This is a genomic window from Sphingomonas faeni (assembly GCF_030817315.1).
GTDB classification, from domain to species: domain Bacteria; phylum Pseudomonadota; class Alphaproteobacteria; order Sphingomonadales; family Sphingomonadaceae; genus Sphingomonas; species Sphingomonas faeni_C.
Map to the genome: position 1 here is coordinate 423,263 of NZ_JAUSZF010000001.1, position 17,731 is coordinate 440,993.

The 17,731-nt window shown below is 63.6% G+C and carries 16 protein-coding genes and 1 pseudogene; 6 read left to right on the plus strand and 11 right to left on the minus strand.

Annotated features, from left to right (window positions below; genetic code table 11):
* Positions 1–407 precede the first annotated feature (407 nt).
* From QFZ54_RS02055 to QFZ54_RS02080, 6 genes and pseudogenes are all read right to left on the minus strand, one after another.
* Positions 408–947 carry a pseudouridine synthase gene (locus tag QFZ54_RS02055; RefSeq protein ID WP_307083961.1) on the minus strand — a complete coding sequence of 180 codons (540 nt, stop codon included), beginning with the start codon at positions 945–947 and terminating at the stop codon, positions 408–410.
* A 122-nt stretch (positions 948–1,069) separates the two neighbouring features.
* A complete protein-coding gene (locus QFZ54_RS02060) occupies positions 1,070–1,822 on the minus strand; it encodes a hypothetical protein (protein ID WP_307083963.1) in 753 nt (250 codons plus the stop codon).
* A gap of 657 nt (positions 1,823–2,479) precedes the next feature.
* A pseudogene (rpoD, locus tag QFZ54_RS02065) lies at positions 2,480–4,509 on the minus strand (RNA polymerase sigma factor RpoD).
* Positions 4,509–6,371, minus strand: a complete 1,863-nt coding sequence (gene dnaG, locus QFZ54_RS02070) for a DNA primase (RefSeq protein WP_307083965.1) — start codon at positions 6,369–6,371, stop codon at positions 4,509–4,511. The pseudogene rpoD and the gene dnaG overlap by 1 nt, the downstream one beginning before the upstream one ends.
* Positions 6,372–6,854: an endonuclease domain-containing protein gene (locus QFZ54_RS02075; RefSeq protein WP_307083966.1), complete on the minus strand. Its 483-nt coding sequence runs from the start codon at positions 6,852–6,854 to the stop codon at positions 6,372–6,374.
* The gene (locus tag QFZ54_RS02080) at positions 6,855–7,322 is read right to left on the minus strand and encodes a GatB/YqeY domain-containing protein (protein ID WP_307083968.1); all 468 of its coding nucleotides are present in this window, start codon (positions 7,320–7,322) and stop codon (positions 6,855–6,857) included. It abuts the gene before it with no gap.
* A gap of 140 nt (positions 7,323–7,462) precedes the next feature.
* Here QFZ54_RS02080 and QFZ54_RS02085 point away from each other — a divergent pair, with 140 nt between their 5' ends.
* The 5 genes from QFZ54_RS02085 (at position 7,463) to QFZ54_RS02105 (ending at position 13,705) form a co-directional block, all read left to right on the plus strand.
* Positions 7,463–8,800, plus strand: a complete 1,338-nt coding sequence (locus QFZ54_RS02085; RefSeq protein WP_307083970.1) for a carbamoyl phosphate synthase small subunit — start codon at positions 7,463–7,465, stop codon at positions 8,798–8,800.
* Complete coding sequence (locus QFZ54_RS02090) at positions 8,793–9,164, plus strand: hypothetical protein (RefSeq protein ID WP_307083972.1); 372 nt, start codon at positions 8,793–8,795, stop codon at positions 9,162–9,164. Before QFZ54_RS02085 ends, QFZ54_RS02090 begins: the two co-directional genes overlap by 8 nt.
* A gap of 1 nt (position 9,165) precedes the next feature.
* Positions 9,166–12,498, plus strand: a complete 3,333-nt coding sequence (gene carB, locus QFZ54_RS02095; RefSeq protein WP_307083975.1) for a carbamoyl-phosphate synthase large subunit — start codon at positions 9,166–9,168, stop codon at positions 12,496–12,498.
* A gap of 75 nt (positions 12,499–12,573) precedes the next feature.
* Positions 12,574–13,050 carry a transcription elongation factor GreA gene (gene greA / locus QFZ54_RS02100; protein WP_056052861.1) on the plus strand — a complete coding sequence of 159 codons (477 nt, stop codon included), beginning with the start codon at positions 12,574–12,576 and terminating at the stop codon, positions 13,048–13,050.
* A 4-nt stretch (positions 13,051–13,054) separates the two neighbouring features.
* A complete protein-coding gene (locus QFZ54_RS02105) occupies positions 13,055–13,705 on the plus strand; it encodes a rhomboid family intramembrane serine protease (protein ID WP_307083977.1) in 651 nt (216 codons plus the stop codon).
* Positions 13,706–14,299: 594 nt separating this feature from the next.
* Here QFZ54_RS02105 and QFZ54_RS02110 read toward each other — a convergent pair.
* The 5 genes from QFZ54_RS02110 to QFZ54_RS02130 form a co-directional block, all read right to left on the minus strand.
* A complete protein-coding gene (locus QFZ54_RS02110) occupies positions 14,300–14,527 on the minus strand; it encodes a DUF4170 domain-containing protein (RefSeq protein WP_187504180.1) in 228 nt (75 codons plus the stop codon).
* 64 nt (positions 14,528–14,591) lie between these two features.
* Entirely contained in the window at positions 14,592–15,071 is a 480-nt protein-coding gene (locus QFZ54_RS02115) for a hypothetical protein (RefSeq protein ID WP_307083980.1), read from the minus strand.
* A 67-nt stretch (positions 15,072–15,138) separates the two neighbouring features.
* The gene (locus QFZ54_RS02120; protein ID WP_307083982.1) at positions 15,139–15,411 is read right to left on the minus strand and encodes a phosphatase; all 273 of its coding nucleotides are present in this window, start codon (positions 15,409–15,411) and stop codon (positions 15,139–15,141) included.
* Entirely contained in the window at positions 15,408–15,761 is a 354-nt protein-coding gene (locus QFZ54_RS02125; protein ID WP_307083984.1) for a phage holin family protein, read from the minus strand. The genes QFZ54_RS02120 and QFZ54_RS02125 overlap by 4 nt, the downstream gene beginning before the upstream one ends.
* A gap of 4 nt (positions 15,762–15,765) precedes the next feature.
* Positions 15,766–16,269, minus strand: a complete 504-nt coding sequence (locus QFZ54_RS02130; protein WP_307083985.1) for a hypothetical protein — start codon at positions 16,267–16,269, stop codon at positions 15,766–15,768.
* A gap of 163 nt (positions 16,270–16,432) precedes the next feature.
* Here QFZ54_RS02130 and eno point away from each other — a divergent pair, with 163 nt between their 5' ends.
* Positions 16,433–17,713 (plus strand): phosphopyruvate hydratase, encoded by a 1,281-nt coding sequence (gene eno, locus QFZ54_RS02135; protein WP_307083987.1) that lies wholly within the window; start codon positions 16,433–16,435, stop codon positions 17,711–17,713.
* The last annotated feature ends 18 nt before the right edge of the window (positions 17,714–17,731 follow it).

A 17,731-nucleotide genomic window follows, 5' to 3' on the forward strand; every position in this document is an offset into this window, starting at 1 on the left:
TTGGGGCACTGCCCCGCCCCGACCCTCCCCTGAAGGGGAGGGAGTTATGCCTTTCACCCAAACGCATTCCGCGTCCTGCAATGCGTCGTCATCCCCGCGCAGGCGGGGATCCATATCCTCGGGGGCTCGTGAAGCGGCGCGGGAGAAGATTGGATCACGCGAAGGCGCAAAGGCGCGAAGAGAAGTGGCCTCTTGGCTCGGCCTGCCCTGCCTTCTCTTCGCGCCTTTGCGCCTTTGCGTGAACAATCCCTTCTGTCTTCCGACCCGACGCGTCGCGATGCGTATCGCGAGGACAGCCGATATTGGCTCCCATCTCCGCGGGAATGACGGTTTGGGGCGGGGCGGTATCCGTAAATGGACACCGACTGTGCGCGTTGAAGTACGCGGTACGCCGCCTCAACCGCCCGTCAGGCGTCGCGCCATGTCCCCGGCGCCAGATCCGCCAGCGTCCAGTCGCCGATGCTCCACCGGACCAGTCGCAGCGTCGGGTGGTCGATCGCGGCGGTCATGCGGCGGACTTGCCGGTTGCGGCCTTCGCGGATCGTTATCTTCAGCCAGCAATCGGGGATGCTCGCGCGGACCCGGATCGGCGGCACGCGCGGCCAGAGGTCGGGCGCGTCGATCCGCTCGACGTCGGCGCGGGCAGGGCCGTCCTTCAGCACGACGCCCTGTCGCAACCGGTCGAGCGCGGCGGGATCGGCATCGCCCTCGACCTGCACGAGATAGGTTTTCGGCAGCTTGAACTTCGGGTCCGCGATCCGCGCCTGGAGGCGGCCGTCGTCGGTCAGCAGCAACAGCCCTTCGCTATCCCGGTCGAGCCGCCCCGCCGGATAGACGTCCGGCACATCGATGAACTGCGACAGCGTCGCGCGGGGGGTCGGACTGTTCACGTTGGTGAACTGGCTGAGCACGTCGTACGGTTTGTTGAACAGGATAATGCGGGGCATGGCGGGGCTTTAGACGGATGCCGATAGAGAGGTCGAGCGACTTAACTTACTCGCTATCGTACAACCACCGACGCAGCCCAGCCAACGCGCAGTTCTGTCATTTATCTGTCAGTGGCACCGCTTTACGATGCGGCCCTTACATAGGTTTCGTCGCTTTGGTCGCCTTGAATTACGCGACCGGCCTGTGACAAAATATTAAGGCCTAGCCCCATCTCTGCCTTGTCTTTTACCACTGCAACCCGAACGGGCGGGTTGGGCAGCTCGCGGAAATCGTGGAACGCTGTGCTAGCCTTATTGACCGAATTGGCGTTGTTCGAGACGGCTTGGAAAATTACCAAGCCCGAAGATAGATGTACGGCGGCCGACATATCCCACTTTTTCGAAGATGCGCCCGTAATTCCCTCGCCGGACTCAACGATCGCGGTTCCGAAGATGCTAGTCAGCCGGGCTTGAAGATAATCTTCAATCACTGCGATGTCGTCGTCGACGAGGCGGCTATAAACGTCTGCAACGACATTTCTTGAAGCCAACGCAACATCGCAAATCGCGCGCATCAGTTCCGTCTCGCCCGTCTCAACGAATATCCGCCGCCGATCGGTTTCGAGTTCCTCCGCTTTTGCCGCCGAAGCGGCTGCTTTAGGGAAGGAGCGTTCGGCGCCAGCGGATTCCAATTCCCGATAAGCATACCCCCCATCGTCGACATGGAAGCCACCTTGCGAGAGTCGGATGCGGACGGTTGCGGGCGCCCCAGAAGGCATAAAAATCGGAAGAGAAACGTAAGCATAGTCCCCCCATGCGGAAACCCGGACGAGGTCCGAAACCGCCTCCTCAACCGCCTTTCGAACGGTGGAATCTAGAACAGGTATGCTAGCCATGACGAAACATATCGTACTCCCACTTGGGAGGCGGGACAACATGCATGTTATTGATTCTGAACAGTTTACCAATTTCTGTCGTAAGTGACTCAAAACTATCAGGTTCTGGTTCAAAACTCGCAGCTTGGGGCAAATTTCCGCTTCTCATGCGGTGCTTTGAACTTAGCCAATTAAGATCAAATGAGTGGTAGTGCGTAGCGTTGACTCGCATCCCAGATACCGGCGAGCCCTTTCGTCGTGAGTTAGTGTGCCCCTCACGTGCTGAGCGCCATTCGAACCGTGCAATTGATATCTTTCGGCCCTTTGGCCCGGATACCTTCAGCTCAAACACAACGTTGCGATCGGGTATGTGCTTCAATGCTAATCCGTGAAGCGTAAACGCTTCTTGGATAACTCCAGCAATAGAGAGTGGGGCAATAAACCACATACCCCCAGTGTCTGGTTCCGGCTCGGACCACCCGGGAAATCCTTCGATGTCTTTTCTGGCCGCGACCAGATCGGGCAATTCCATTCATCGATGCTAGCGACGGTACTTAACCTTGGCGAGTCAGTCTTTTCACCTTTCTCTGCCATAAAGTCAGGTAACGGACATAAGGCATCAAAAAGGCCGCGATGTTTCCACCGCGGCCCGTTCGTTAAACTAGTAACCTCAAACCCCTACTGGTCGAGGAAGCTTCGCATCTTCCGCGACCGCGACGGATGCTTCAGCTTCCGCAGCGCCTTTGCCTCGATCTGGCGGATGCGCTCGCGGGTGACCGAGAACTGCTGGCCGACTTCCTCCAGCGTGTGATCGGTGTTCATGCCGATGCCGAAGCGCATGCGCAGCACGCGTTCCTCACGCGGCGTCAGCGAGGCGAGCACCCGCGTGACCGTCTCCTTGAGGTTCGCCTGGATCGCGGCGTCCACTGGGATGATCGCGTTCTTGTCCTCGATGAAGTCGCCGAGATGCGAATCCTCTTCGTCGCCGATCGGCGTTTCGAGGCTGATCGGCTCCTTGGCGATCTTCATCACCTTGCGCACCTTCTCCAGCGGCATGGAGAGGCGCTCGGCCATCTCCTCCGGAGTCGGCTCGCGGCCCTGCTCGTGGAGGAACTGGCGGCTGGTGCGGACCAGCTTGTTGATCGTCTCGATCATGTGGACCGGGATGCGGATGGTCCGCGCCTGGTCCGCGATCGAGCGGGTGATCGCCTGGCGGATCCACCACGTCGCATAGGTGCTGAACTTGTAGCCGCGGCGATACTCGAACTTGTCGACCGCCTTCATCAGGCCGATATTGCCCTCCTGGATGAGATCCAGGAACTGAAGGCCGCGGTTCGTGTATTTCTTGGCGATCGAGATCACCAGCCGCAGGTTCGCCTCGACCATCTCCTTCTTGGCGATGCGCGCCTCGCGCTCGCCCTTCTGGACCATGTTGACGATCCGGCGAAACTCGGTGAGCGCCATGCCGGTCTGCTGCGTGATGTCGGCGATCTCGGCGCGGATGCGCTCGACTGCCTCGCCCTCGTTGGCGACGAACGCAGTCCACTTCTTGTCGACCTTGTTGACCGTCGCCAGCCAGTTCTCGTCGATCTCGTGACCGATATAGCGATCGAGGAAGTCCTTGCGCGGCACCTTGTGGCGCTCGGCGAGGCGCAGCATCTGGCCGCCCAGCGCGGTCAGGCGACGGTTATAGGCATAGAGCTGATCGACCAGATATTCGATCTTGGCGTTGTGGAACTGGACGCTCTCGACCTCGGCCGTGAGTTCCTCGCGCAGCTTCTGGTATTTGCGCTCGTCGGCCGCGGAGAAATCGCCGCCGATGCCCATCGCGTCGACGCGGCTCTGCTGGATCTTGCTGAACTTCTTGTAGAGCGCGGTGATGCTGGCGAACCGCTCAAGCGCGATCGGCTTGAGCTGCTCTTCCATCTGCGCGAGGCTGAGGGTGTTGTCCTCCTCCTCGTCGTCCGAGGCGCGCGGGGTGCGGCGCTCGCCGTCCTCGTCCTCGTCGGCGGACGGCTCTTCGGGTTCGGCCTCTTCCTTGAACGAAGGGCCGGCGTTCTTTTCGCTGATCTCGCCGTCGTCGGCTTCGCCGTCCTCGGCCATCGCTTCGGGGGCAGGGTCCTTCGACAGCATCGCGTCGAGATCCATGATCTCGCGCAGCTGCATCGTGCCCTCGTTCAGCGCGGTCGACCAGTCGATGATCGCGTTGAAGGTGATCGGCGATTCGCAGAGACCCAGGATCATCGTGTCGCGACCCGCCTCGATCCGCTTGGCGATCGCGATCTCGCCCTCGCGGCTGAGCAGCTCGACCGCGCCCATCTCGCGCAGGTACATGCGGACCGGATCGTCGGTGCGATCGATCGTCTCTTTCTTCTTCTCGATCGCGGGGCCTGTGTCGGCATCCGCGTCGGCGGCCTCCGGCTCGTCCTCGTCGTCCTTGGCGGGCGCTCGGTCTCGCCGTCCTCGCCGGCTTCGTCGTTCTCGACGATGTTGATGCCCATCTCGCTCAACGCGGCGCTGATGTCCTCGATCTGGTCGGACGACATCTCGCCCTGCGGCAGCGCTTCGTTGAGCTGCTCATAGGTGATGTAGCCGCGCTTCTTGGCGCGCGCGATGACCTTCTTGATCGACGCATCGTTCATGTCGATCAGCGGCGCATCGCCGGTTTCGTTCGTCTCGGCGGGTTCCGCCATGTTCGCCTTAGCCATCAATCGCCCTCGGTACCCAACGCTCGGGCGTCTTCGTTCGACTGTACAAGATTTGCAAGTCGGACTTCCAACGCCTGTTTCTCTCTTACCATAGCCACTTGTCGTTCGAACGCCTCTTCGGTGAAGTGCGTCTGCATCGCCGCGGTCGCCTGCTTCAATGCCGCGTCTACCTCAGGCCGCGCGACCATGATCGCGATCGCCTCGTCGAGGTCGGCACGGACGCGGGCTGGATCGGCCGTGGTCTGCGTGAACGAGTAGGGCATCGTATCGGCTCTCAACAGGTCACTCGCGACTGAATTGAAACCGGACCTCGCCAATATGGTGAGCAAGCGCCCGCTATCAAGCTTCTGGTCCTCAAGTGCAACATCTACGACGGCCTCGAACAAACGACCGAGCGCGCCGTCGATCATTTGGAGGGAGCCGAGCACCTCCATGTGGCGCGCGATCTCGACCGGGTGACGGATCAGGCCGGCGAGCACCGCCTTGGCGAGCACGCGGTCGATGCCGGTGGCGAGGAAGGCCTTCGCGTCTTCGGTGACGGGCGCGGCGGGCGGCTTCCAGCCGCCTTTCGGTCGCTCGCCTCTGGGCACGAAGGGCGCGCGCACCGGTTTGAAGTGCTCGTAGAAGCGGTTCTTGAACTCGGCATGATATTGCTGCTTCACCGACGGGTCGGCGATGCCCTCTGCGAGTTCGTGGAGGCGGCGCTTGAGACCGGCGCGCTGTTCGGGGGTGTCGAGTGCCTCGGCGGCGACTTCGGATGCCCAGAGCCGGTCGACGAGCTGTTCGGGGGTTTTGAGCAACGCCTCGAACGCACCGGGACCGCCGGCGCGGACGAGGTCGTCGGGGTCCTGGCCTTGCGGGAGCGTGACGAAGGCGAGGCTGCGGCCGGGGGCGAGCATCGGGAGCGCGCGGTGGGCGGCTCTGAGCGACGCCTTCTGGCCGGCGCCGTCGCCGTCGAAGCAGAGCAACGGCACGTCGACCATTCGCCACAGTCGTTCGAGTTGCGCTTCGGTGAGTGCCGTGCCGAGCGGGGCGACCGCTTCGCCGAAGCCGGCCTGAGCGAGCGCGATGACGTCCATATAACCCTCGACGACCAGCACGCGGCCCGATTTGCGCGAGGCGGGGGCGGCCTTGTCGAGATTGTAGAGCGTGCGGCCCTTGTCGAAGAGCGGCGTGTCGGGGGAGTTGAGGTACTTCGGCTCGCCGCCGTCGAGCACGCGGCCACCGAACGCGATCGTCCGGCCGCGGGGGTCGCGGATCGGGATCATCAGGCGGCCGCGGAACCGGTCGTAGGGGTCCTTGCCCTCGACCGATATCAGCATGCCGGATTCCACCAGCATCGGGTCGCCGTAGTCCTTCAGCGCGGCCTTGAGCTTGCCGCGGCTGTCGGGGGCGAACCCCATGCCGAACGCGCGTGCCGTTTCGGGCCTGATCCCGCGGCGGTCGAGGAGTGCGCGAGCTTCGGTGCCGGGGAGGCCGTTGAGTTGCTCGACGAACCAGTCGGCGGCGTCGGCCATGACCTCGTGCAGGCCCTTGGCGCGCTCAGCCTTGGCGGCGGACTGGCGGTCCATCGCGGGCATGTCCATCCCGGCGGCCTGGGCGAGTTCCTTGACCGCGTCCATGAAGGGCAGGCCGCGCTGGTCGGTCATCCACTTGATCGCGTCGCCGTGCGCGGAGCAGCCGAAGCAGTGGTAGAAGCCCTTGTCGTCGTTGACGTAGAACGACGGTGTCTTCTCGTTGTGGAACGGGCAGCAGCCCTTATGCTCGCGACCGGCCTTGGTGAGCTTGGTGGTTTTTCCGACGAGCGCGGAGAGCGAGGTGCGGGCGCGGAGTTCGTCGAGGAATTGTGGGGTTAGGGCCACTTAACTCGCCCCGCCCACGACAGAGCCCCCCCGCCCGCTTGCGGGAGGGGGCTGGGGGGTGAGCACGCGCTCGGTACCGATCGCAGCGGTCAGAATGGTCTCCAATACGCCCGGCATGTTGGACGTCAGGTCGTTGTTCCAGAAACGGATGACGTGGTAGCCGGCGGCTTCGAGGTGCTTCGTGCGGGCGTCGTCATAGGTTGCCGCTTCGACGTGCTGGCTGCCGTCGAGTTCGATGATCAGCTTGTGCGATCGGCATACGAAGTCGGCGAAGTACCCGGCGATCGGCATCTGGCGGCTGAACTTGAGATCCTGCAACCTGGAGCCCTTTAGTTGCCGCCACAGCATCTGCTCGGCATTCGTCGTGTCGTTGCGGAGGTCTCGCGCCCTCTCTGTTGGTCGGTCCAGTCGATGGCGCGGGCCCACCCCTCGGTCCCCTCCCGCTTGCGGGAGGGGAGGAAGTAAGGGGCCGCCTTTATCCATTTACGACAGCGCTGCCTTCACCAGGCCGCTTGCCTTGCTCATGTCCAGTTCGCTGGCGTGGCGCGCTTTCAGCTCCGCCATCACGCGGCCCATGTCCTTCATGCCGGTGGCGCCGAGTTCCGCCTTGATCGCCTCGATCGCAGCGCTCGTTTCCGCCTCGCTCATCTGCTGCGGCAGGAAGCGTTCGATCACCGCGACCTCCGCCGTCTCCGCATCGGCGAGCTCCTGGCGGCCGCCCTTCGAGAACATCTCGATCGACTCGCGGCGCTGCTTGACCATCTTCTGGAGCACTTCGATCACCAGCGCGTCGTCGCTCTCGGGGGCCTTGCCATCTCTGGACTGAGGGGCACGCGCCTCGATGTCGCGGTTCTTGATCGCGGCCTGGATCAACGAGATAGCGTTGCGGCTCTGCTTGTCGCCGGCCTTCATGGCGGTCAGCTGCGCAGCCTTGATGTCGTCGCGAATCATGTACTGGTCTTTCAGGCGGTTCGGGATAGCCCGACGAGATAGCGCGTCCGCCGAATGTTTAACAGATTGACGCTGCGGCGCGGCGGCCTTAGCGGACACCACTTAGCGACATCGACAATCTAAAGAGAGTGCCCAGCCTGATGGCCGACGCCCTGCCAACACCCGTGCCTGTGGCAAAGCCAGCCGGCGCCACCGGCGTCCTCGTCCTCGCCAATGGCGACGTGATCTGGGGTCGCGGGTTCGGCGCGGAGGGCAGTGCGGTCGGCGAAGTGTGCTTCCACACCGCGATGACCGGCTATCAGGAGGTGCTGACCGACCCGTCGTTCGCCGGCCAGATGATCTGCTTCACGTTTCCGCACATCGGCAATGTCGGCGCGAACCCCGACGACGTCGAGGCGGACGACCCGCATGCACTCGGTATCATCGTCCGCGAGGACGTGACGCAGCCGTCGAGCTTTCGCGCGGTCGAGGGGCTGGATGGCTGGATGAAGCGGCATGCGCGGATCGGGTTGTCGGGCGTCGACACACGCGCGCTGACGCGGCGGATTCGGGTGGCGGGCGCGCCTAACGGGGTGATCGCGCATTCGGCGAGTGGCGAGTTCGACGTGGCGGCGTTGCTGGCGATGGCGCGGGCTTGGCCGGGGCTTGAGGGGATGGACCTCGCCAAGGACGTGTCGACGAGCATGCATTATGGCTGGGGGGAGGATGCTCCCGGCGGGGTTTGGAAGCTGGGCTTCGGATATTCTTCTTCCCCCCTCCCGCAGGCGGGAGGGGCCGGGGGTGGGCTCGCGCCTTCCTCGACGGACGACGGCGGGGTCGAGCACTCTTCCACCGTCCCCCCGGCAGGTGAGCGCGAGCCCACCCCCAACCCCCTCCCGCTTGCGGGATGGGGCTCAAGTGCGGCTCGCCCCCACGTCGTCGCGATCGATTACGGTTCGAAGCGCAACATCTTCCGCAACCTCGTCGCGGCCGGCGCGAAGGTGTCCGTGGTGAGCGCGACCGCCAGTTTCGACGACGTGATGGCCCTAAACCCCGACGGCATCTTCCTGTCGAACGGCCCCGGCGACCCCGCCGCGACCGCCGACTACGCCGTGCCGGTGATCCGCCAGCTGCTGGAGACGGGCAAGCCGCTGTTCGGCATCTGCCTCGGCCACCAGTTGCTCGGCCTCGCAGTCGGCGCGACCACGACCAAGATGTTCCAGGGCCACCGCGGCGCCAACCATCCGGTCAAGCGCCTGAGCGACGGTGCCGTGGAGATCACCAGCATGAACCACGGCTTCGCGGTCGAGCGCGACAGCCTGCCGGCCAACGTCCGCGAGACGCATGTGTCGCTGTTCGACGGATCGAATGCGGGGCTGGAACTGACCGACAAGCCGGCGTTCTCGGTGCAATATCATCCGGAAGCGAGCCCGGGGCCGCAGGATAGCTTATACTTGTTCGAGCGGTTTGTGGGGGAAGTTGAGGCAAGCCGTGGCTGACTACCTTGATACTCGTGATCGGGTCATCGAGGTGATCGGGCGTGAATTCAGTGCTGCCGGTGGCGGGCGATGGCGTATCGCCCTCGTTTGTGCCCGATTTCACATCGAACTTAAATCGGGATGGGCTCATCAGATCGCTAAGGACATGGATGAACTTGGGCTTGCTAGAAACATAAGTAGCGCCGAAGAGGCAGGCGTTGAGCCAAAAGGTGCTTGCGTTGAATGGGGGCGACGTGTCGCTAATGAACGTAGTATCCTAGGTCGTTTGAAGATGATCTCTCGGCCTGATCGAATTTCCATTGCTTCGCTGGTTGTTTCAATAGGCGCGTTAATCGTCGCCATCATCGCGCTGAAGAAGAATTAGCATGCCAAAACGCACCGACATCTCCTCGATCCTCGTCATCGGCGCAGGACCCATCGTCATCGGCCAGGCGTGCGAGTTCGATTATTCGGGCACGCAGGCGATCAAGGCGTTGAAGGAGGAGGGCTATCGTATCGTCCTCGTCAATTCGAACCCCGCCACGATCATGACCGATCCCGAGCTCGCCGACGCGACGTATGTCGAGCCGATCACGCCCGCGATCGTCGCCAAGATCATCGAGAAGGAGCGCCCAGACGCGATCCTGCCGACAATGGGCGGGCAGACCGCGCTGAACACCGCGCTCGCGCTGTTCCATGACGGTACGCTGGAGAAGTTCGGCGTGACGATGATCGGGGCGGATGCCGATGCGATCGACATGGCGGAAGACCGGCTGAAGTTCCGTGACGCGATGGACCGGATCGGGCTGGAAAGCGCGCGCTCGGCGATCGCACATACTGTGGAAGAAGCCTTGGAAGGCCTTGAGAAGACGGGGCTTCCGTCGATCATCCGGCCGAGCTTCACGATGGGCGGCTCAGGGGGCGGCATCGCGTATAATCGCGAGGAGTTCATCGCGATCGTCCGCAACGGGCTCGATCTGTCGCCGACCACCGAGGTGCTGATCGAGGAATCGCTGCTCGGCTGGAAAGAATACGAGATGGAGGTGGTGCGCGATCGCAACGACAACGCGATCATCATCTGCTCGATCGAGAATGTCGATCCGATGGGCGTCCACACCGGCGACTCGATTACGGTCGCGCCGGCGCTGACGCTGACCGACAAGGAATACCAGATCATGCGCAACGCATCGATCGCGGTGCTGCGGGAAATCGGTGTCGAAACAGGCGGTTCGAACGTCCAGTTCGCAGTGAATCCGAAGGACGGCCGGCTGGTCGTCATCGAGATGAACCCGCGCGTTTCGCGGTCGTCCGCGCTGGCGTCGAAGGCGACCGGCTTCCCGATCGCGAAGGTCGCGGCGAAACTGGCGGTCGGCTATACGCTCGACGAAATCACCAACGACATCACGGGCGCCACGCCCGCGTCGTTCGAGCCGACGATCGATTATGTCGTCACCAAGATCCCGCGGTTCGCGTTCGAGAAGTTCAAGGGTGCGTCAAACACGCTCGGCACGGCGATGAAGTCGGTCGGCGAGGTGATGGCGATCGGTCGCAACATCCACGAATCGATGCAGAAGGCTTTGCGCGGGCTCGAGACGGGCTTGTCGGGCTTCAACCAGGTCGATCATCTGGTCGGTGCGCCGCGCGCGGAGATCGAGGCGGCGCTGGCCGTCGCGACGCCGGACCGGTTGCTGGTGGCGGCGCAGGCGTTGCGCGAGGGCTTCACGGTCGCCGAGGTGCATGCGATCGCCAAGTATGATCCGTGGTTCCTGGAGCGGATCGCCGAGATCATCGCGGCCGAGGCCGAGGTGATGAAGGACGGCCTGCCGATCGATGCTCCCGGTATGCGGCGCCTGAAGAGTATGGGGTTCAGCGACAAGCGGCTCGCGTGGCTGGCGCTGCAATCCGCCAATCTGCGGGGCATGAACCGCGGGATCGCGCGCGGCTCGGGGCTGATCCACGAGGTCGTCAAGGCGATGACCGGCGGCGTGACCGAGGAGGAGGTGCGCCAGCATCGCCTGAAGCTCGGCGTGCGGCCGGTGTTCAAGCGGATCGACACATGCGCGGCCGAATTCGATGCGAAGACGCCGTATATGTACTCGACCTACGAGGCGCCGAGCTTCGGCGAGCCCGAGAACGAGTCCGAGCCGACCGATCGGAAGAAGATCGTGATCCTGGGCGGCGGGCCGAACCGGATCGGGCAGGGGATCGAGTTCGATTATTGCTGCTGCCATGCGTGCTTCGCGCTGGCGGATGCGGGCTATGAGACGATCATGGTCAACTGCAACCCGGAGACGGTGTCGACCGATTACGACACGTCGGACCGGTTGTATTTCGAACCGCTGACCGCCGAGGACGTGCTGGAGATCCTGCATGTCGAGGCGTCTAAGGGAGAGCTGGTGGGCGTGATCGTGCAGTTCGGTGGGCAGACGCCGCTGAACCTTGCGCGCTCGCTCGAGGCTGCGGGGATTCCTATTCTGGGGACGACGCCGGACGCGATCGATCTGGCGGAGGATCGTGAGCGGTTCGCGGCGCTGATCACCAAGCTCGGGTTGCGGCAGCCGGCCAATGGCCTGGCGCGGAGCCGGGACGAGGCGGTCGCGGCGGCGGAGCGGATCGGCTATCCGGTGCTGATGCGGCCTTCGTATGTGCTTGGCGGACGGGCGATGGAGATCGTCGATACGCTGGGGCAGCTCGAACACTATATCGCGACCGCGGTGCAGGTGTCGGGCGACTCGCCGGTGCTGATCGACCAGTATCTGCGCGATGCGATCGAAGTCGATGTCGATGCGATCTGCGACGGCACGGACGTGGTGGTCGCGGGCGTGTTGCAGCATATCGAGGAGGCGGGCGTCCATTCGGGTGACTCGGCGTGCTCGATCCCGCCTTACTCGCTGTCGGCGGAGATCATCGCCGAGATCGAGCGGCAGACGGTAGCTCTCGCGCATGCCTTGTCTGTCGTCGGCCTGATGAACATCCAGTTCGCGGTGAAGGATGGGCTGGTCTACCTCATCGAGGTGAACCCGCGCGCGTCGCGCACCGTGCCGTTCGTCGCCAAGGCGATCGGTGCGCCGATCGCGAAGATCGCGGCACGCGTGATGGCGGGGGAGAAGCTCGCAAACCTGCCGAAGATCGACCGGCATATCGACTATTATGCGGTGAAGGAGGCGGTGTTCCCCTTCAACAAGTTCCCCGGCGTCGATCCGGTCCTGTCACCGGAAATGAAGTCCACCGGCGAAGTCATGGGAATCGATCCCGATTTCACGATCGCGTTTGCCAAGGCCCAGCTTGGCGCGGGGACGATCCTGCCGACCAAGGGCAATGTCTTCGTCAGCGTGAAGGACGGCGACAAGGCGATGATCGTCGAGGCGGTGAAGGCGTTGGTCGACACCGGCTTCTCGATCGTCGCTACCGGCGGCACCGCGGATCACTTGGCGCGCGCCGGGTTGCCGGTAGAGAAGGTCAACAAGGTCGCGCAGGGGCGGCCGCATATCGTCGACCGGATCAAGGACGGCGACATCGCGCTGATCTTCAACACCACCGAGGGGTGGCAGAGCCTGAAGGACTCGCAGCCGATCCGTGCTTCGGCGCTGGGGCAACGCATTCCGTACTTCACGACCGCGCCGGCTTCGCTCGAGGCGGCGAAGGCGATTGCCAAGCTTTCGACGCACAGCCTTGAAGTACGGCCCCTGCAATCCTATTATTCGCAGTCGCACAACTGATCCCGACATAAGCGTGATGTGTGGGCGGGGCCGTTATGGCGCCCCGCGCGGGGAAATGAATTTGGGGACGAGATGATGGCGACCGTCGAAAAGATGCCGATGCTGCAGGAAGGCTATGAGACGCTCAGTGCGGATCTCAAGCGCCTGAAGGCCGAACGTCCGACGATCGTCGACGCGATCGAAGAGGCGCGCGCGCACGGCGACCTCAGCGAGAACGCGGAATATCATGCCGCGAAGGAGCGCCAGGGTCAGGTCGAGGCATCGATCTCCGACATCGAGGACAAGCTGTCGCGTGCGCAGATCATCGACCCGAAGGACCTGTCGGGCGACAAGGTCGTGTTCGGTGCGACGGTGACGTTGCTCGACGAGAACGACAAGCCGGTGAAGTATCAGATCGTCGGCCAGACCGAGGCTAACGCGAAGACGGGGCGGATTTCGTATAATTCGCCGCTGGGTCGTGGGCTGATCGGGCGCAAGCTCGACGAAGAAGTCGAGGTCACGGTGCCGGCCGGCGAGCGTTATTACGTCGTCTCCAAGATCGAGTTCATTTGATCCCATGAAGTTTTTCGAGACGCGGGCGACGGCGATCATCACGATCGTGACGGTCATCGTCTCGGGATTTCTGGTGCTGAGCGGGTCGCTCGGGTACTGGGCGGTGAACGCCGGGTTTATTCCGTTGCGGATGACCGACCTCGGTATTCCCAGCGAACATATGTTTATCGTGCCGTCTTGGGCGACGCCGCTGACCGCGACGTTGATCCATGGGGGGTGGGCGCATATTGCGCTGAACCTCGTGATGCTGGTGTATTGCGGGCAGTTTGTCGAGAAGGCGCTGGGGACGGTCGGGCTGGTCGTTCTGTACGTGCTGGGGGCGTATGCTGCGGCGGCGGGGCATTGGGCGTTCGGGTCTGACTCCACCGCGCCGATGATTGGCGCTTCGGGCGCGATTTCGGCGGTCGTCGGGGCTTATGCGCTGTTGTATGGCGAGCGACGGGCGCAGGCTATCGGGCCGGTGCCGGCTGGGGTCGTGCATGTGGTCTGGCTGGCGGCGGCTTGGATCGGGATCCAGTTGCTGATGGGGCTGGCCGGGTTTGGGGCTTCGGTTGGGGCTAGTGGGCCGATTGCTATTGGCGCGCATATCGGCGGGTTTCTGGCGGGGTTGGTTTTGGCTCGGCCTCTGTTGCTTTGGCATTACCGGGCGGCTTGAGTGGCTGGGTCCTGGCGACCCTTCACTTTCTCCACGCCTATTTGCACCAGCACCGTTCGTCTTGAGCAGCTGCTGAGCTTGTCGAAGTGGCGTATCGAAGGATAGGTTGGGGTGTGGGGCCTGTGCTTCGATACGAGCCCTCGATACGGCTCTTCGAGCCTACTCGGTCTCTACTCAGCACGAACGGGTGGGGGGAGGTCGCGCTTTTGCGCCATCGTCTGCTGTGCCCACGTATTTTGGCGGGGGCAGCGGGTGAGCAGAGTGCGTCAGTCAACAAGCCGGCGCGACGTGTACCGCAGCACTGCTTGGCGTGCCCTCACCCATCGCCGCCTTTGGCGTCTCTCCCTCTCCCGCCGGGAGAGGGAAGGGGCCCGCGGCTGCTTTGCCGTGGGACGGGTGAGGGCAAGTATTTTGCGCTCTGCCGGTTTCGCTAATTCTTGAGCACAAGCTCAGGTCGACGAAGGCAGACGTGCCGACGCTTAGCGCCGTCATTCCCGCGCAGGCGGGAATCCATAGCCTATGCCGTTGCGATCAGTTCGCGACGTTAGCCAATATGGGTTCCCGCCTCCGCGGGAATGACGGCTCAGGGGTAGTTCAGGCCGCGGTCGCGCCCAGGTTCGGCTCGAGCATGCGGTGGAGATGCACGACGACGAACTTCATCTCGGCATCGTCGACCGTACGCTGCGCCGCAGCACGCCAGGCCTTCTCGGCGCTGGCATAGTCGGGGAACACGCCGACGAATTCGATCTTGCTCAGATCGTTGAAATCCAGGGTGCGCGGGTCGCTGACGCGGCCGCCGAATACGAGGTGGAGCTTGCTCATGCGCTTGCTTTCCTAGGGAGGGGGTTGCCGCCTCCCTAGCGTGTTCGACCCGCGGTTTGAACCCTTAGACAGTAGGCTTTTGCGAAACGGCCTTCGCACCTGCGGTACCAGCCGTCGTGGCCGCCTTGACGATCCCCTCGAGCAAACCCTTGGCCTGATCGCGCGCATTGTCCTTGGTCAGGCCCAGTTCGCCCAATTCCGAGCGGCCTGCGTCCTTTGCAGCCGCAGTCGCCGCAACGATCGTTTCGCTGAGACGCTTGCCGACGGGGGCGAGCAATTCCTTTTCGCGGGCCGAGCGCGGGATCAGCGCACCGGCGAGCGCACCGACGGCGAGGCCGCCGACGAGGATGCCGAGCGGGTTGGATTCGAGGTTGTTCACGACGCGCTTGGTCTTCTCACGCGAAACTTCGAGAACCTCGGAAGCCTTGTCGCCGGCGTCGTGATAGACCTTCGACGCGGTCTCACGGACGGTGTCGAGGCCCTCGCGCAGACGGCTCTCGGTCTCGTGCGCGGTTTCGTTTGCGGTGGTCTTTGCGTCGGTCATGGAACGGTCCTTCTGATGGCAAGCTGCTCGTCGTTCAACGCGAGCCGGGACTTCAAGGTTTCAACGATTAGCGGCCGCGGCGAAACAGTCCGACGATCCGGTGCCGCGCGAAAAACAATCCGGCGACCGCGGCAAATCCTGCGGTCGGCCCCGGATTGCGCTTCACCGTCTCTACGCTGGCGTTGAGCGCGGCGGTGCCGACATCGGCGACGTCGCGGCTTGCGTTCAGCGCGAGCTTCCGCGGGTTGAGCCGGTCCTGCAATTGCCCGAGCGTCATCATGACGCGCTGGCGAGCGAGGGCCGATTCGATCTCGGCGGCGGCGACTTTGGCGGATGTCATGATACGGGCTCGCTCTTCGTCTGAAGCTTCGACTTGCCGATCATCGCCAGGATCGCCGCCACTGCGAGGACGGCCACCACGACGATGGCGGTCGCCCATCCTGGCCCCACCAGCGTCGCTACCGTCAAGATCGCACCGACCAGCAGTGCGATCAGCGCGGCGAGACCCAGTACGGCGGCGACCGCGAAGAACATCGCGGCCGACTTGTACGCCGTCGCCGTCTCGCCGAACTTCGCCTTGTAGACAGCAACTTCCGCCGTCGCGAGGCTCTTCGTCTCGGTCGCCAGGCGACCGACGATCGAAACGAGGCTCTCGTCGTCCGCGGTTGCGAACGTCAGTGGCTCGGACAACGCGTCAGCCCTTCGAGTTGGCGTCGACGCCCGACTGAACCAGTCGTGCAACGACGAAGCCGACCGCGGCAGCGGCACCGACGGCAATAGCCGGCGACTTGCGGACGAGTTCGCGCGCGTCGTCGAACAGCTCGTCGATGTCCTTGGCCTTTACCTGGTCGGCGAAACCCGAGACAGTGTCGGCGGCGCTGCGGGCATAGCCGCCATATTGCGAGCCGAGCTTTTCATCGACCTGGCCAGCGGCGTCGGTCAGCAGCTGGGCTACCTGCTCCAGGGCACCGCTAGCGCGCGCCTTCCCGTCTTCGGCGAAGGTGCGGACCTTGTCGGTCGCCTGCGCGGTGTATTTGCCGGCATTGTCCTTGATCAACTGCTTGGCGTCCGTGGCCTTCTCACCGACAGTGTCGGTCGTGCCGCCGATGGTCGCGCCCTTCAGGGGTTCCGACGGGTTCAGATCGGCAGCGTTCGAAACATCTGCATCGCTCATCGGTGTTGCGTTCGTGTCGGCCATGGCCATCCCTTTCGAAATTGTTACGCTCTCAACACCGTCGCCGAAGCGCGGTTCCCGATAACTGGTGCGATTGCCCGTTATGACGCGAGACGATAGAGGCATCGCGAACGGTCCGAGGCCCAGTCCCCGGAACGGTACCCAGAAATGGTAGGAGCATCGTTACGTGACCGCAATCATTGACCTTCATGCACGTCAGATCCTCGACAGCCGCGGCAATCCGACCGTCGAGGTCGACGTGCTGCTCGAAGACGGCAGCTTCGGCCGTGCCGCAGTCCCGTCGGGCGCATCGACCGGCGCGCACGAGGCGGTCGAGAAGCGCGACGGCGACAAGGCTCGCTGGGGCGGCAAGGGCGTCGATGGCGCGATCGACGCGGTCAACGACGAGATCACCGACACCGTGCTGGGCATGGACGCGGAGGACCAGTCGGACCTCGATCGCGCGATGATCGAGCTCGACGGCACCGAGAACAAGGGCCGGCTGGGCGCGAACGCGATCCTGGGCGTGAGCCTCGCCGTCGCCAAGGCTGCGGCCGAAGCGCGCGGCCTGCCGCTGTACCGCTACATCGGCGGCGTGCAGGCGCATCTGCTGCCGGTGCCGATGATGAACATCATCAACGGCGGCGAGCATGCCGACAACCCGATCGATTTCCAGGAATTCATGATCGTGCCGGTCGGCGCGTCGAACATCCTCGAAGCCGTCCGCTGCGGTTCGGAGATCTTCCACACGCTGAAAAAGGGCCTGAGCGAGAAGGGCCTGTCGACCAGCGTCGGCGACGAAGGCGGTTTCGCACCGAACATCGGCAGCACGACCGAGGCGCTCGACTTCATCATGTCGAGCATCGAGAAGGCTGGGTACACCCCTGGTGAGGACGTGATGCTCGCGCTCGATTGCGCGGCGACCGAGTTCTACAAGAACGGCAAGTACGACATTTCGGGCGAGGGCAGGATCCTCGATAGCGGCGAGATGGCGGAGTATCTGGCGGACCTCACGCGCCGCTACCCGATCTTCTCGATCGAGGACGGCATGGGCGAGGACGATTGGGAGGGCTGGAAGACGCTGACCGACCTGATCGGCGACAAGGTCCAGCTGGTCGGCGACGATCTGTTCGTGACCAACCCGAAGCGTTTGAAGCGCGGGATCGATGGCGGCTATGCCAACTCGCTGCTGGTGAAGGTCAACCAGATCGGCACGCTGACCGAGACGCTCGAAGCGGTGTCGATGGCGCAGCGCGCGAAGTATACCGCGGTGATGTCGCATCGTTCGGGCGAGACCGAGGATTCGACGATCGCCGATCTGGCGGTCGCAACGAACTGCGGTCAGATCAAGACGGGCAGCCTCGCGCGGTCGGACCGGTTGGCCAAGTACAACCAGCTGATCCGTATCGAGGAAGAGCTGGGCGATGCGGCGCGCTATGCGGGTCGCGACATCCTGATCGGCGGCTGATTAGGTCTAGCCGCTTCG